Origin of the sequence: Candidatus Pelagadaptatus aseana (assembly GCF_040362265.1) — a bacterium.
Lineage (GTDB): Bacteria > Pseudomonadota > Gammaproteobacteria > Pseudomonadales > Cellvibrionaceae > Pelagadaptatus > Pelagadaptatus aseana.
This window is the reverse complement of sequence record NZ_BAABNJ010000004.1, coordinates 365,720-382,063: the sequence shown is the minus strand read 5'-3', so window position 1 is coordinate 382,063 and position 16,344 is coordinate 365,720. Positions and strand designations below refer to the sequence as shown.

The following is a 16,344-nucleotide window of genomic DNA, read 5'->3' as shown; positions in this document are numbered from 1 at the left end:
AATTTGACAGGGTTAACTTAGTTAACCGCGTCTTTCAGTGCTTTACCAGCTTTGAAGCTAGGAATGTTAGCAGCTGCAATTTCAATTGACTGACCAGTCTGTGGATTGCGACCAGTACGGGCTGCACGCTCTTTTACAGAGAAAGTACCGAAGCCAACCAGAGCAACTTGATCACCTTCTTTCAAGGCACCAGTAATTGCTTCTACAACGGCGTCAACAGCACGACCAGCAGCAGCTTTAGGAATGTCAGCAGAAGCTGCAACGGCTTCAATCAGCTCAGATTTGTTCACACGAAACCCCTTTTATTATTCGGTTTGTCTAAATTTTAGAAACTTTTGGGAGATATCTGTTCAGCAGGATCTAATCCCCAATTCGACCCTGCCTTCCCGCACCACGTCAGGAAAGAAGTGAATTTATACCAATAGACCCACCGAGGGGTCAAGCAAGATTATGAGAATTTCTTAAGACTTTTTTCACTGTGATCAGATTGCAGCCAATGAGCATGAAATACGTGCCAGCCCACGGCTGGCGCGCGCTCACAGGCAGTGGCTATTTTTCTAATGAGTATTCACCCGCAGAGATTTATCACCGCCGCCATTTTGAATTTCAGCTTCCAGTTCTCGATACTCTTCATCGGAATATGGCTTGGGTTGATGCTGTAAAGCAATCTCAAGAACCTCATCAACCCAACGCACTGGCACAATGGTCAAATCCTCTTTGATATTCTCTGGAATCTCAGTGAGATCCCTCTCATTATCTTGAGGTATCACCACAGTTTTAATACCACCACGATGTGCCGCCAGCAGTTTTTCTTTAAGCCCGCCAATTTTCAACACTTCACCACGAAGGGTAATTTCACCGGTCATTGCCACATCGGCTTTAACAGGAATGTCTGTGAGCACTGAAACCAAAGCGGTACACATTGCAATGCCGGCACTTGGTCCATCTTTTGGAGTGGCACCTTCAGGTACATGAATGTGGACATCATTTTTGTCGATGCAGTCAGGCGTTATTCCTAACACCTGGGATCTTGAACGAACAACGGTTAGCGCAGCCTGAATCGACTCTTGCATCACATCACCAAGAGAACCGGTTTTCACCAAACGGCCCTTACCTTTAACGGCAGAGGACTCAATGGTCAGCAGCTCGCCACCAACCTGAGTCCAGGCCAGCCCCGTTACCTGACCAATTTGGTTTTCCTCTTCAGCCACACCGTAATCGAATTTTCTGACGCCCAGATAATCTTCGAGTTGTTCAGCCTCAATGATCTGATGCCCCTTGGCAACTTTGCCTCTGACATGCTGGGTTACAACCTTGCGGCACAGTTTGGCAATTTCACGATCCAAACCACGCACCCCAGCCTCTCGCGTGTAATAACGAACAATATCCCGAATGGCATCCTCAGCCACTTCCATCTCTCCGGCTTTTAAGCCGTTATTTTTCATCTGTTTCGGAATCAAATACTTGAGAGAAATATTCAGCTTTTCATCTTCGGTGTAACCCGGAATGCGGATAACTTCCATACGATCGAGCAAAGGCCCGGGTATGTTCATTGAATTGGAGGTACAAATGAACATAACGTCCGACAGGTCATAATCAACTTCGAGATAGTGATCATTGAAGGAATTATTCTGTTCAGGATCCAGCACCTCCAACAACGCCGATGCCGGATCGCCCCGATGATCCATGCCCATCTTGTCGATTTCATCAAGCAGGAACAGCGGGTTTTTGACCTCTGCCTTGGACATCTTCTGAATCAGCTTACCCGGCATGGAGCCAATGTATGTGCGTCGATGCCCACGAATTTCGGCTTCATCGCGAACCCCACCCAATGCCATGCGTACAAACTGTCGATTAGTCGCCTTGGCAATGGATTCACCCAGTGAGGTTTTACCCACCCCAGGAGGCCCAACCAGACACAGAACCGGGCCTTTAATCTTTTTCACCCTTTTCTGAACGGCAAGATATTCAAGGATTCGCTCTTTGACCTCTTCAAGACCGTAGTGATCGCGCTCTAAAATTTTCTCAGCACGAGCCAAATCATGGCGAACTTTGCTTCGCTTGGACCAGGGTACATTTACCATCCAATCTATGTATGCCCTGACAACCGATGCCTCGGCTGACATGGGCGACATCATTTTTAACTTGGACAATTCTGCCCGGGTTTTCTTTTCAGCCTCTTCCGGCATGCCGGCATCAGCAATTTTCTTCTCCAGCTCCTCCTGCTCAGATGGCTCCTCGCCGATCTCACCCAGTTCTTTCTGGATGGCCTTCATTTGCTCATTGAGATAGTACTCGCGCTGGCTTTTTTCCATCTGCTTTTTAACGCGGCCACGGATTTTCTTTTCCACTTGAAACAGATCAATCTCGGATTCCATCAATCCCAGCAGGTGCTCAAGGCGCTCGCGAATATCGGTGATTTCCAGCAGCTCCTGCTTCTGGTGCAGTTCAAGCGACATATGCGCCGCAACGGTATCGGCCAATTTACCGGGCTCATCAATGCCATTGAGTGAAGACATCACCTCAGCTGGAACTTTTTTGCTTAAATTGACGTATTGTTCAAACTGATTCATGGCTGAACGCAACAGGGCATCCGCCTCTTTTTCCGGCACCTCTTCACAGTCAACCGCTTCAACTTCAACACTGTAGAATTCAATTTCATTGTTAAAGCTCATCACGCGCGCTCTGGATTTACCTTCAACCAGAACTTTTACGGTGCCATCTGGCAGTTTCAACAGCTGCAGGATGCTGGAAATGGTACCCATTTGATACAAATCATCGGGACCTGGATCATCATCAGAGGGGTTGCGCTGCGCCAGCAACATGACTTCCTTGCCACCTTCCATGGCCTGCTCCAATGCTGCGATCGACTTTTCTCGACCGACAAACAAAGGTATTACCATATGGGGGTAGACAACCACGTCTCTTAACGGCAGAAGTGGCAGGTTAATCAACGCATGTGGTTCTAAATCAGAATCAACCATCAGTGGCCTCTTGGAAAGGAATTCGTTCAACCATTGATTGGGGGCTAAACGGAAAAAAACAAGTAACTTCAGATAATATAGACAAAATAAAAGGGGCAAATGCCCCTTTTATTTTTTTATACTTGCCAATCGCGTTGCCTGACTGACAATTTGCTCAAAAAGAAAGCAATCATTCATCAGGAGCCGCTTTTGCTTGCGGTTCATCCTGCTCATCAGTGGTTTCGTAAACCAAAAGAGGCTCAGACTCCCCTTTGATTACGGATTCATCCACAACCACTTTGCTGACATTTTCCTCACTGGGTATTTTGTACATGGTATCGAGCAGAACGGATTCCATGATGGATCGTAAGCCGCGAGCACCGGTTTTCCGCTCCATTGCCTTGTTGGCCACGGCCTCCAATGCATCTGAACGGAAGTCGATATCGACCCCCTCCATTTTAAACAGCTTGGAGTACTGCTTTGTCAGAGAGTTTTTCGGCTCGGTTAGAATTTGAACCAAAGCCTCCAAATCCAGCTCTTCAAGTGTAGCAATAACCGGCAGACGGCCTACAAACTCAGGAATCAGGCCATAGCGCACCAAATCTTCAGGTTCGAGCTCTTTAAAGGTTTCTCCAACATTCTTGCTGTCATCCTTACTTTTGACTTCTGCGCCGAAACCAATACCGCCCTTTTCAGAGCGATCACGGATAACCTTATCCAATCCCGCAAAAGCACCACCACAGATAAACAGAATATTAGAGGTATCAACCTGCAAAAACTCCTGCTGTGGATGCTTACGTCCACCCTGAGGTGGTACGGAGGCAACCGTACCCTCGATAAGTTTCAGCAAGGCCTGCTGAACCCCCTCACCAGACACATCTCTGGTAATGGACGGATTGTCCGATTTACGGGAGATCTTGTCGATTTCATCAATATAGACAATACCCTGTTGAGCCTTATCCACATCGTAATCGCATTTCTGCAACAGCTTTTGGATGATGTTTTCGACATCTTCACCCACATAACCGGCTTCGGTCAGGGTGGTCGCATCGGCAATGGTGAAAGGCACATTGAGCAGTCGAGCCAGAGTTTCCGCCAGTAACGTTTTACCGCTACCAGTAGGCCCCACCATCAGGATGTTACTCTTACCAAGCTCAACATCGTCTTTATCTTTCTTGCTCTCGTCGGCACGAAGACGCTTGTAGTGGTTGTAAACAGCAACAGCAAGCACCTTCTTGGCGCGTTTTTGGCCAATTACGTACTGATCCAGAGTTTCAGAGATCTCAAAGGGCGTAGGCAAGCGCTCTGACGAACCCTCAGGGGAAGCCTCCTGAATTTCCTCACGAATAATATCATTGCAAAGATCTACGCACTCATCGCAGATGAACACCGACGGGCCGGCGATTAACTTACGGACTTCATGCTGGCTTTTGCCGCAGAAGGAGCAATACAACGACTTGCCGCCGTCATCGCCATTTTCATTGGTGTGGTCGGTCATCAAACCTCTCCATTAACTCTTATTTTGGACTTCAGCTACTACAATGGGTCCATTTGGATCTGTTTTCAAGTAGCTCAACTGCAGTATCAGCTAGAGCGGACTTAAGCCTCGTCTTTACGCTGATTGACAACGGCATCGATCAACCCGTATTCCACGGATTCTTCAGCGCTCATAAAGTTGTCTCTTTCAGTATCTTCGGCAATCTGAGCAACATCTTTACCTGTGTGATAGGCCATAATTTCATTCAGGCGATCACGGGTTTTCAGGATTTCCTGCGCATGAATATGAATATCACTCGCCTGTCCCTGGGCACCACCACTGGGCTGGTGAATCATGGTGCGGGCATTAGGTAGGCAATAACGCTTACCTTTTGCACCAGCAGACAGAAGAAACGCCCCCATGCTGCAGGCCTGACCAATACACATGGTACTGACATCTGGCTTGATAAATTGCATGGTGTCATAAATGGACATACCGGCGGTTACGGAGCCGCCAGGAGAGTTTATATAAAGATGGATGTCTTTATCAGGATTCTCTGCCTCAAGAAACAGTAACTGGGCAACAACCAGATTGGCCATGTGGTCTTCCACTTGGCCGACCATAAAAATAACACGCTCTTTGAGCAGTCGGGAATAGATATCAAAGGAGCGCTCACCGCGAGCGGTTTGCTCAATCACCATGGGCACCAGGCCGGAGTTTTGTATCACCTGCCCCTGAGAAATCGAATCAATTGTTGCCATTTTGTTTTTATATCCTTACACGTTATAAAACACATCTACGCCCTGCAGAAGACTGCATTGACGGAATCATTATCAAGGATTTTCGAGCTTAAACCTTGCGAGACTGTTATGCCAGCCTTGAAGGTGAAAAGAAGGGAAATTGCCGCGAAACAGAGCGTTTCGCGGCGGATATGATCAGAAATTAGCCCGCCTGTTCAGCAGGCTTAATCACATCTTCATAGGTGCTTTTTACATCACTAACTTTACAGGTAGAAAGAATGTGGTCAACAACCTGATCTTCCAGAACAACCGACTCAACGCCGTTGAGCATTTGCTGGTTGCCATAGTAGTAGTTGATAACCTCTTCCGGCTCCTGATAAGTAGAAGCAATCTCTTCGATCTTAGCGCGAACCTTGTCTGCATCCACCTGAATTTCGGCAGATTTAACAATTTCACCCACAACCAGCCCCAGAGCAACACGGCGCTCGGCCTGCTCTTTGAACATATCGTCCGGCAGCAGTGATTTCAGATCCATATCAGGCTGAGCGCCACCGAATTGCTGCATCATCTGACCACGCAAACCTTCGATTTCACCTGCAACCAAAGAAGCTGGCAATTCAACTTCATTAGCTTCAATCAACTTGTCCATAACAGATGCTTTCAGCTTTTGGCTGGCGGCATTTTTCAGCTCACGCTCCATATTGCCTTTAACATCAGCCCGGAACTCGGCTTCGTCTTCGGTTTCAACACCAAACTTGGCGTAGAATTCTTTATCCAGCTCAGGCAGCTTTTGCAGCTCATTACCTGTTACTTTAACTTCAAACTGTACTGCCGCACCCTTCAACTCTTCGCTGTGGTACTCCTCAGGGAAAGTCAGATCCAGAGTAGTCTCTTCGCCCGGCTTCATACCGATGATGCCGTCTTCAAAGCCAGGAATCATGGAGTTAGAACCAAGCACCAGCTGCTGACCTTCGGCCGTGCCGCCATCAAAGGCCTCACCATCTTTGGTGCCTTTGTAGTTAATGGTTACACGATCGCCTTTCTGAGCCTTGCGCTTACTGTCTTTCCAGTCTGCTTGCTGCTTGCGCAGGGTATCGATCATATTATCGATGTCTTTGTCGGTAACTTCGGCCTCAAGACGCTCGATTTCGAAACCGGAAGTGTCTGCCAGAGATACCTCAGGGTAGACTTCAAAAGTGGCAACGAACTCAACGTCTTTACCCTCTTCCATCTGCTTCGGCTCAATTGATGGCTGACCGGCAGGTTTTACGTCCTCCTGCTGTACCGCATCGTAGAAAGAGCGGCTCATCAGCTCACCGAGAACTTCCTGGCGAACGCCAGCGCCAAAACGCTGTTTAACTACTTTCAGAGGAACTTTACCTTTACGAAAGCCATTCAGACGCACAGTTTTGGCAGCCTGCTGCAGACGCTTTTGTACTTCAGAATCGATTTGATCGGCAGGAATGCCGACAGTCATGCGACGCTCTAAACCAGAAGTCGTCTCAATTGAAACCTGCATGATGTCCCTCATGAAAAATAGTGATCGCCATCATTTCAGACAGCAGAAACTTAAAAAATGGTGCGGACGGGGAGACTTGAACTCCCACACCTTGCAGTACCAGAACCTAAACCTAGCGCGTCTACCAATTCCGCCACGTCCGCAAAACTTATTCAAACCTCACACAAACTGTAACTCGTTGATTTTATAGAGATATTCAACAAAGAACGGCCTGATAGGGATTCAAGGGGTGCAAATTCTGCCACACAAATATGGGAGGTTCAACAAAATTCCGGGTTATAGGCAGCAAATACGCGGCAGTAGATAAATTAACGGGAAAAACAACAATGACAGCTCAATCATCAAGGCTTTTGGGAAACGATAAAAGCAACACGGCGCCCTGCTCACCCGCCCGGATATAACGTTGATCACTGCCAGTGCAACCGGGAATAAGCACACCCTGTTCAGGAGTGATAATCGTTTGAGAAACATTCGCCTGCCCCTCTACCCCGATTGCCAAAGCGTAGCTTTCGAGCGCATCAAGGTAAAACTCCCCACCAGGCTTCAGTGTCAGGCGCCAGACATAAAAGCTGTCAAAGTTGACGACCTCCTCAACCAAAACAGACGCCGATTCTTCAATAACTGCCAGCAACTGATTATCAGGCATATTGATATCCATTGAAGCCAAAGCCTGCTGGGTATCCCAATGTGGCTGCGTCAGTACTTTCTGGGCAAAAGAAATAATCTGGCGCTCATAGACCGGGGTCTGAAATTCAATGGTTCTAACACCGTGCATCAGCGAGTGTGGTGTGTAACATGGCACCTTAAGCACATCTCCAACACGCAGAGACTTGACCCCCTTAAAGCGATCCATTGCCCGTCGTAATTCAACCTCCTCTGCTAACAAGTCGGATGGCACCCTGCTCAACCAGCCCTTTAATTCCTCAGCCATGACAGGCTCTTCAAGGCTCAAGCCCTGCTCCAGCCTAAAGCCATCGGTCAGATCATCAATTTTGCGGCGAACCACCTCATAGCCAGCGACTGCTTTGGCGAAAGCCTTTTTACAGGCCTCATCTGAAGCAAACTCTTTGCGGACATCATCATCAAAACCAATGGATATCCCGCCAACCCCGGCCGGCCAGGCAGAGGGGTCAACATGAGTCACCACATAAACTTCCTGCTTTTCCTCATGCTGCTCGTAGTAAAGGTCGCCATAAACCGGCTCAGGCAGCGGGTCCAGTATCTTTAACAGATTGATATTATGTTGATTGTTCCCGCAGAGGGCTGATGGCATAAGAGCCAACAACCACGGCAAAGGCACCTGAGAAGAATCGCTGCCGACATTGGACTGACCTCTGGATTCTATGCCCGTATACCAGATTTCCTGCCCCCAGGGCTTGGGAATGGCAATTGGCTGCAGCGAAATGGCGTCATTAAAACAAAACACAGGTACCTGATTACTGCTGCACCACTGCTCGACAGAATCTCTGTCATCGCAACTCAGTAACTGCTGCTCAACTCCTTCAGACCAAGCGCATACAGCCCCCCAGACAATATCTCCACTTTCTATACCTACCACAGCAATGAGATCAATCACCGGCTCACCGGACAGATAATATTGCTTGTGACCAAATTGAAGACATATCAGCTGGTCGACGACAGATTCGTCTGCAACAAGAGACTTCAGATAGGCTTCAGGTTCTACAACCTTAATACAGGCTTTCAAATTGGCTCCAAAAATGGACTTCAAAAATTAAACGGGCGAAAGTCTAGCAAATGCCTTTCTAACTAAACAGAACCAATCACCCATAAAAAAACCGGGCAATGCCCGGTTTTTTAAACTCTGATAGGTATCAGAATTTATACACGCTCAAGTACAGTGGTAATACCCTGACCCAGGCCGATACACATGGTAGAAATACCTACGTTCAGATCTTTCTCTTCCATAACGTTCAGCAGTGAACCGGTAATACGCACACCAGAACAACCGAACGGGTGACCCAGAGCAATAGCGCCACCATTGACGTTCACCTTGGTCTCCATGTCATCGAGCAATTCCAGATCTTTCAACACTGGCAGAGCCTGAGCGGCAAACGCTTCATTCAGCTCAACGTAGTCGACATCCTTCATGTTCATGCCCAGCTGCTTCAGGGCAGTCTGAGTAGAAGGCACAGGACCATAACCCATAATTGAAGGATCAACACCAGCCAGAGTCGTCGCAGTCACCTTGGCAATAGGCTTCAGGCCCAGAGATTCGGCTCGCTCTGCGGACATAACCATCATGGCAGAAGCACCATCAGTCACCTGAGAAGAAGTACCCGCAGTAACAGTGCCGCCTTTAGGGTTAAAGGCAGGACGCAGCTGAGACAGACCCTCAGCGGTAGTTTCCGGACGAATGGTCTCATCCTGCTCAATCAAAACAGGCGCACCATTTTCATCGTGACCCATCATTGGAATGATCTCACGATCGAACTTGCCGGCGGCACGTGCAGCAGCAGCCAACTGATGCGAACGAGCACCAAACTGATCCATCTGCTCACGGGTAATACCGTGCAGCATAGCCAGATACTCTGCCGTCATCCCCATACTACCGGCAGCCTGAGCTACAGACAGACCCATTTTCGGGTTCGGATTCACACCTTTCATCATATTGATGTGACCCATGTGCTCAACACCACCGATCAGGTAAACATCACCGATACCAGCTTTAATATTAGCGGTAGCAGTATGCAGAGCAGACATGGAAGAACCACACAGACGGTTAACGGTCTGAGCAGGTACTGTATGAGGCAGAGAACTGCGCAACAGCATCATACGAGCAATATTCATTGCCTGCTCGTCACGCTGCATCACACAACCCCAGATCACATCATCAATGGTCGCCGGATCAATGGCTTCGTTACGAGCCAACAGGCCGTCAACCACATTGGCGCTGATTTCATCGGCGCGAACATTGCGAAAACAACCATTTTTAGAACGGCCCATCGCACTACGTGCGTAGTCTACAACTACAGCATCTCTTGGATTCAAGCTCACTTCACTTTCTCCTTAATATCGTTAGAGGACCGCCCTTAGGCGTAAAATTTCTTACCGTTAGCAGCCATATCGCGAATCATATCGATCGCTTCATAGCGCTTACCCAGGTCCTTGTACTTGTCACAAGCTGCAACAAAAGCGTCAACACCGATCTCATCAATCCAGCGGAATACACCACCGCGGAATGGAGGGAAGCCGATGCCGTAGATCAGCGCCATATCTGCTTCAGCTGCAGAATCGACAATACCCTCTTCCAGACAACGAGCTAACTCGTTAGCCATTGGGATCATCATGCGCATAACAACTTCTTCGGCATCAAACTCTTTGCGGTCAGCAACAACGGGCTTCAGCAGTTCATAGGTTTCTTCAGAAACCACTTTCTTAGGCTTGCCGCGCTTATCGGTTTCATAAACATAGAAGCCCTTGCCGTTCTTCTGACCGTAGCGATCATTTTCAAACATGACATCGCCACAGGTTTTGTAGTCTTTGGTCATGCGATCCGGGAAGCCAGCAGCCATTACTTCTTCAGCATGCACGCCAGTATCCATACCCACTACATCCATCAGATAAGCGGGTCCCATTGGCCAACCCCACTTTTCCATAACCTTGTCGACAGCCTGGAAGTCGGCGCCATCGCGAACCAGATCGGCAAAACCAGCAAAATATGGGAAGAGAACACGGTTAACCAGGAAACCAGGGCAGTCGTTAACTACAATGGCTTTCTTGCCCATGGCATTGGCGTAAGCAACGGTACGGGCTACAGCGGTATCGGAGGTTTTCTCACCGCGAATTACTTCGACCAGAGGCATGGCGTGCACAGGGTTAAAAAAGTGCATACCACAGAAGTTTTCCGGACGCTCCAGAGCTTCAGCCAGATAAGTAATGGAAATGGTGGAGGTGTTGGAAGCGATAACCGTATCTTCAGACACCTGCTTCTCGACATCAGCGAGAACAGCGTGTTTAACCTTAGGATTCTCAACTACTGCTTCAACCACTACATCAACACTGTGGAAGTTATCGTAGGACAGAGTAGCATCGATATTGGACAGGATGCTGCCCATCTTGTCAGCAGTCATACGGCCACGGCTAACGCGTTTGCTCAACAGTTTGTTGGCTTCATTCATACCCAGATCCAGACCGGCCTGAGCAATATCTTTCATTTTAATAGGTGTGCCTTTCAAAGCAGACTGATAGGCGATGCCGCCACCCATGATGCCCGCACCCAGTACAGCGGCACGCTCAACTTTTTTGTCTGCTTTCTTTTCCCAGCCTTTGGCCTTCTTGGCAATCAGCTGATCACTCAGGAACAGACCAACCAGAGATTTGGCTACCGGAGTGGAACCCACTTTGGCAAAACCTTGCTGTTCCACTTCCAAAGCCTCATCGCGGCTCATGCCAGCAGCTTTTTGAATGCATTTAACAGCCGTTACCGGCGCAGGGTAATTTGGACCAGCCTGACCAGCAATAAAGGCTTTGGCAGTTTCAAATGCCATCAGAGACTCGGTGCCATTCAATTGCAGTGGAGACTTCTTCACTTTACGACGAGCCTGATAGTCCAGCTTGCCGTCAATACAGTTTTGCAGAGTCTGCAGAGCAGCATCACGCAGGGCTTCTGGAGCAACAACACCATCAATAACGCCCGCATCCAGTGCCGCTTCGGGTTTTTGATCCTTACCGGAGGCAACCCATTCAATAGCAGTGCTTGCACCCGCAATACGCGGTAGGCGGACAGTACCACCCCAACCTGGAATCAGGCCCAGCTTTACTTCTGGCAGGCCAACTTTGGCTGCAGTACTGGCTACACGGTAGTCACAAGCCAGACAGAATTCCAAACCGCCACCCAGCGCGAAACCGTTAATGGCAACAACAACAGGTACACCCAAGTCTTCGATGCGATTGTTGTTGATATTATTCAGGTTGATATGCTCGCCGCCTTCTTCAAAGCCTTTATCGAACATAGGAACAAATTCAGAAATGTCAGCACCAACGATAAAGACACCCTTAGCGCTGGTAGCCAAAACACCTTTCAGGCCTTCGGTGTTTTCCAAAGCGGTGATGGCTTCACTCAGCTCGGTTACAGTCTTATTATCGAACTTATTGACCGATTCGCCTTGCAAATCGAAATTCAGCTCTGCGATGCCTGCATCTAGCATTTGCACCGTAATAGCATTGCCTTTAAATATCATTTTCAACCTCTTACAGTTTCAGGGGGAAATCCCAGCCCGCAAATATTGCCGGTTTAGCAAATTAAACCTATAGCAAAATTGTGATTTTATGGTGACCAAACCAACCAGTCGAATCACCTGAATACAGTATAGAAGATTAAAACAACCGTTTGAACGGTATTTGTGACAGGAAAAGATAAAACAGGACGATTCAGGCGCCAGCCAATACCCAACTGGCCTTTTCGCTGACGACTGAAAGCCGATATGGGATGGGAGCATAAAGAGAGACACTGTCACCCATGCTCAATTCCTGATCAAAATCGAGACTGAGCAGCCTGACATCACCATCAGTGACCAACATCAGACAATCATCATGCAGGAAATTGTTCGCCAGCTGATCTCCCTTCATAGCAGTGTAAAACTCTAATTTTCGACCATTATCAGAGTTTTGCTTATCGCCCTGAAAACTGGCATTGAGACTGAATAGAGCCCCCTCTTTAAGGGTGAGCGAGGATGGCACAACCTTGCAGTGTGAATCGGCCATGGAAATTGAGAAAAAGTCCGACATCGACATCGGAAATCCCTTCAGAACCTTTTCCAATGAAGCAACTGAGGGACTGACAGTACCGTGCTCAATGACTGATATTGCACTGTTGGGAACGCCAGCCCTTTTAGCCAACTCCCTTTGCGACCACCCATAAAACTTACGGATTGCCTGTAATCGCAGGCCAACCACTTCTGCCATATTTCCCTCAAGTTTCAACGGGTTATGCAAAACGCATAACCCAATCACAAGAGCTTAAATCATATCGGCGTAGCGGTCATTAGTCCCGTAACAGAGCGCTTTGGCAAAGCCAGGTACTGAAATGCCATTCTGGGTTATTTCAAGGGCATTTTCATCAATCATACCCTCGCCAAATCGATAAACGATTTGATAATCCCCTCGGGTGGCTGCCTGATCATAATTCGAGGCGGCCTGATGAGTGTTTTCCACCTTGTCAGACCAGGCCGCCATGGCGGCATCACCGTGCCGCTTGGCCATCATAGAAGCTACCGTACCGGGAGACAGGACAACCGCCGTCGCGTTGTTCCCGCCAAACCCCTTGGAGTTCAAAAAGGCGACCTTGGTTGGGCGATCGCTCAGATCGAGATCCTCAAGCGGCAACAACAAACGATCGGCCACCACGTCATCGGCGACCTTATCAATGGTTTTGATACCGGGCAGCAAGTTGTAATGGAAGCTGCCTAATGCCACGGCGAGCTGATCACCACTGGCCGGAGCCAATGGGTGCCCGACATAAGCCTTTACTGCGGCAACAGGCCATTCATTAATATCGAATGCTTCTGCTACCCGATCAAACAACTCGGATTCAGTCACCCGGTTTTGGGGGGTACTGGAACCATGGGAATACATCACACTGTGGTGCTGAACAGCTTCAATACCAACCAGATCTTTAGCCGCCGCCACAGCTTTTGCCAACGTAATAAAGTTACCCGGCCCAGGTGCTGGAATGGATTTTTTGAAACCATCGGCATTAATAAAGACTTCAGGTACAGCACCATGAATCTGCGCACCAAGCTCCAGCGCCAATTCATCATCCATCAACACAAAGAACTGTGCGGATTCAGCAATGGTGAAACCACAATTGTCACCAAACGGACGACTGGCGCGTCGATGATCGGGCTCATCATCCGTTTTGGCTTCAATCTTTTTCAGGTTTTCATCGGTGCCCAGTGCCCCCATGGTGGCATAGCCATCAATAATCTCCGGCACTACCGGGGCCTCACTGCAACCGACCATGACCACTCTGGCCTTATTCTGCTGAATCGCCTCAATGCCATTTTTGAGATTGTAAAGAAAGCTTGCACAAGCCCCGGTAGAAGCGCTGGTTGTACCGACATTACCCAGAACATAGGCGTTTACAAAATCGGCCGGCATGGTGTTCAGGCCCAGTGCCAACTGCTTGGCCGACACGCGATTACCTTCGGAGCGGGACTTGATCATCCCGCCAAAGCCGTTGTCGTCCAACTGCCCCATGCCACTACTGGCATAGACCGCAATTTCGTCGGGCTGAACTGCGTTTTTAATCACATCCCACTCGATGCCAACGGAATGCAGCGCATCACTGGCTGCAACAACCGTCATCTGCAGACCTCTGGGGTGGAAACGTGAATTGTATAGTTCTCCGGGATCAAAACCGGAAGGCAACTGCCCTGCCGCTTTAACGGGGAATTCGCGTTCCGAGTCCACTTTAATTACAGCGGCGGCATCCAGTGTTACCTTGAGCTTACCGTCTTCGGCGTCTTCAAGTTGCCAGGTGGCAGGTACCGGTTTGGGCAACTGGCTCTTTGACAAGATAAAACTGGTCGATTGGCCCGCGTCTGCATCAAGGGTCATGGACTGCTGCCATTTGGCGTGGTCAACATCAAAGAAACTCTTTTCAATTCGACGAACCAGAGTAGAATTCAGAATTGTGTTGCCAAGCCGGGTTTCGATCTCTTCGAGAGACAGCACCTCGCCTTCTCGACTGATAAAATCACCGTCATCAGATACTGCCACCTGCTTGGTCATCACAGCCAAGCCAGCCAGCGTATCCAGACGACTTTGACGGTCGATCGATTCAATCACCATACGACGAAAGCCGTGATGAAACGATGTTCTGCCGGCGGCATTGTAGCCACCAAAACCGACAATAACGGGTAAACGTGCCATATTCAGGCAACTCCTATGAGGATGTCCGATAAACAATAAAACCAGTTTATCGGGACGCCCCACTACACAGTTACAGCCTTTTAAGCCATAATTAAAGCCATATCAGCCAAATACTGCCATTTATGATGAATAAACACCTTGGTGCGGCCTTTGTGGTCATGGAACATATGCTCTCAACCAGCTTGACGCTGCCCATTGAAATGCTCAGAGCGGCCGAGGGTGCCGCTCGCGTTATCGACAGGAATGCCATCCGACTCAACATCGCCTCCGTCAGCACCACCACAGACCCTGTTTCCACCCAGTCCGGTTTTGATTTTCAACCTCAGCACTCCATCAATGAAAATCTGAAAACCGATTTTGTGGTTATCCCTGCACTGTGGCGAAATCCAAGACCGGTGATCCAGAAGTACCCGGAAATCATCGAATGGTTAAAGAAGCTGAATGAAAACGGAACCATCATTATCGCCGTCGGCACAGGTTGCTGCTTTCTGGCAGAAGCCGGATTACTGGACGATAAGCCCGCCACCACGCACTGGCATTATTTTGACCAGTTTCAGAAGCGGTACCCGAAGGTTCAACTCAAGCGCCAGTATTTCATCACCCAGGCCAACAACCTATATTGTGCCGCCAGCGTCAATGCCGTTGCCGATCTGACCGTACACTTCATCCACCGGGTTTACGGTGCGGACATCGCCAACCACGTCCAACGAAACTTTTCCCATGAAATACGCCGCGATTACGCCGAAACCAGCTATTACGATGACAAACATCGCTATCACCCGGATGAAGACATCGTTCAGGCACAAATCTGGCTTCAGGATAACTGCCATAAAGAAATCAACCTGAAAAACCTGGCTGAGCATTTTGGTATGAGCTCTCGTAACTTCAATCGTCGCTTTAAAAACGCCACTGACCAGACGCCCTTGCAATACCTTCAGGAAATAAGAATCGATATGGCCAAGGATTTATTGCAGACCAGCAATCTCTCCATCAATGAAATCGCCTATCGGGTGGGTTACAAAGATATGGGGCACTTTGCCGCACTGTTCAAAAAGCTGCTGACCACCACACCAAGTCAGTATCGGGCCACGGTCAGAGGCAAACTCTTCACGCCAAAGGCTTTCTGATAATAACGGTATCACTGCCAGAGTGGATTTTGTCCGCACACCATTCGCGGCAAAGATAATCGAAGCTCTGCTCAGAAAAAAAGCTGATATGAGTCAGATCATTCTTGTAGTGCCAGCGGCTGAAAGCTTCTCGGCTTTTGACTTTCTTGGTCATAATCCCCAGAACCCCGCCAGGTTTTAACAGTCGCCACAAGCGTTCCAATTCCTGCTTTGGTTCAGCAAGATGCTCAACCACCTCCGTGGCGGTAATGAAATCGTATTCGCCTGTAAGAACCTGCTTGTCAGGATGATAAAAAAGATCATAGAGGGACACTCTATGCCCTGCGGTTTCAAACATGGCGGCCAGAGCTGGACCTGGGCCACAACCAAAATCCAAGCCATTTGCTTCTTTTGGCAGCAAGGTAACAAGTGGGTCAAATAAACGGGACAGGAAGTGCCTGTAGCCCGGGTCATCCACCTGATTGTCGTGCAGGTCGTAGATGGCTTTTTCTTCAGCGGCTGATAATTGATCAGCCGCAGGGACATGCACCATGCCACAAGAGGTACAACCAAAGTAAGATCGACGACGATCTTGCCAATAGAGTGACGTGCACTCAGAACACAGAGGGCAATGATGTTGCGTCAT

General features: G+C 48.8%; 12 protein-coding genes and 1 tRNA gene. 1 reads left to right on the top strand and 12 read right to left on the bottom strand.

The window, feature by feature from the left end:
• Nucleotides 1-17: 17 nt before the first annotated feature.
• The 11 genes from ACPXV9_RS08330 to ACPXV9_RS08280 form a co-directional block, all read right to left on the bottom strand.
• The gene (locus ACPXV9_RS08330) at nt 18-290 is read right to left on the bottom strand and encodes an HU family DNA-binding protein (RefSeq protein WP_423895989.1); all 273 of its coding nucleotides are present in this window, start codon (nt 288-290) and stop codon (nt 18-20) included.
• Between the two features lie 267 nt (nt 291-557).
• The gene (lon, locus tag ACPXV9_RS08325) at nt 558-2,984 is read right to left on the bottom strand and encodes an endopeptidase La (protein WP_423895988.1); all 2,427 of its coding nucleotides are present in this window, start codon (nt 2,982-2,984) and stop codon (nt 558-560) included.
• Between the two features lie 169 nt (nt 2,985-3,153).
• On the bottom strand, nt 3,154-4,461 hold the full coding sequence (gene clpX / locus ACPXV9_RS08320; protein WP_423895987.1) for an ATP-dependent Clp protease ATP-binding subunit ClpX: 1,308 nt from the start codon (nt 4,459-4,461) through the stop codon (nt 3,154-3,156).
• A gap of 101 nt (nt 4,462-4,562) precedes the next feature.
• Nucleotides 4,563-5,201: an ATP-dependent Clp endopeptidase proteolytic subunit ClpP gene (clpP, locus tag ACPXV9_RS08315; protein ID WP_423895986.1), complete on the bottom strand. Its 639-nt coding sequence runs from the start codon at nt 5,199-5,201 to the stop codon at nt 4,563-4,565.
• Between the two features lie 181 nt (nt 5,202-5,382).
• The gene (gene tig, locus ACPXV9_RS08310; RefSeq protein ID WP_423895985.1) at nt 5,383-6,699 is read right to left on the bottom strand and encodes a trigger factor; all 1,317 of its coding nucleotides are present in this window, start codon (nt 6,697-6,699) and stop codon (nt 5,383-5,385) included.
• 58 nt (nt 6,700-6,757) lie between these two features.
• A tRNA-Leu gene (locus ACPXV9_RS08305) sits at nt 6,758-6,842 on the bottom strand.
• A gap of 191 nt (nt 6,843-7,033) precedes the next feature.
• Nucleotides 7,034-8,404 carry a hypothetical protein gene (locus ACPXV9_RS08300; RefSeq protein WP_423895984.1) on the bottom strand — a complete coding sequence of 457 codons (1,371 nt, stop codon included), beginning with the start codon at nt 8,402-8,404 and terminating at the stop codon, nt 7,034-7,036.
• A gap of 134 nt (nt 8,405-8,538) precedes the next feature.
• Nucleotides 8,539-9,714, bottom strand: a complete 1,176-nt coding sequence (gene fadA / locus ACPXV9_RS08295; protein WP_423895983.1) for an acetyl-CoA C-acyltransferase FadA — start codon at nt 9,712-9,714, stop codon at nt 8,539-8,541.
• Between the two features lie 35 nt (nt 9,715-9,749).
• The gene (fadB, locus tag ACPXV9_RS08290; protein WP_423895982.1) at nt 9,750-11,900 is read right to left on the bottom strand and encodes a fatty acid oxidation complex subunit alpha FadB; all 2,151 of its coding nucleotides are present in this window, start codon (nt 11,898-11,900) and stop codon (nt 9,750-9,752) included.
• Between the two features lie 190 nt (nt 11,901-12,090).
• A complete protein-coding gene (locus ACPXV9_RS08285) occupies nt 12,091-12,624 on the bottom strand; it encodes a helix-turn-helix domain-containing protein (RefSeq protein WP_423895981.1) in 534 nt (177 codons plus the stop codon).
• 54 nt (nt 12,625-12,678) lie between these two features.
• Complete coding sequence (locus ACPXV9_RS08280) at nt 12,679-14,592, bottom strand: beta-ketoacyl synthase (protein WP_423895980.1); 1,914 nt, start codon at nt 14,590-14,592, stop codon at nt 12,679-12,681.
• A gap of 122 nt (nt 14,593-14,714) precedes the next feature.
• Here ACPXV9_RS08280 and ACPXV9_RS08275 point away from each other — a divergent pair, with 122 nt between their 5' ends.
• Nucleotides 14,715-15,719: a GlxA family transcriptional regulator gene (locus ACPXV9_RS08275; RefSeq protein ID WP_423895979.1), complete on the top strand. Its 1,005-nt coding sequence runs from the start codon at nt 14,715-14,717 to the stop codon at nt 15,717-15,719.
• On the opposite strand, the gene ACPXV9_RS08270 is transcribed toward ACPXV9_RS08275, so the two are convergent.
• Nucleotides 15,700-16,344, bottom strand: coding sequence for a class I SAM-dependent methyltransferase (locus ACPXV9_RS08270; protein ID WP_423895978.1), 645 nt, complete (start codon nt 16,342-16,344; stop codon nt 15,700-15,702). The genes ACPXV9_RS08275 and ACPXV9_RS08270 overlap by 20 nt on opposite strands.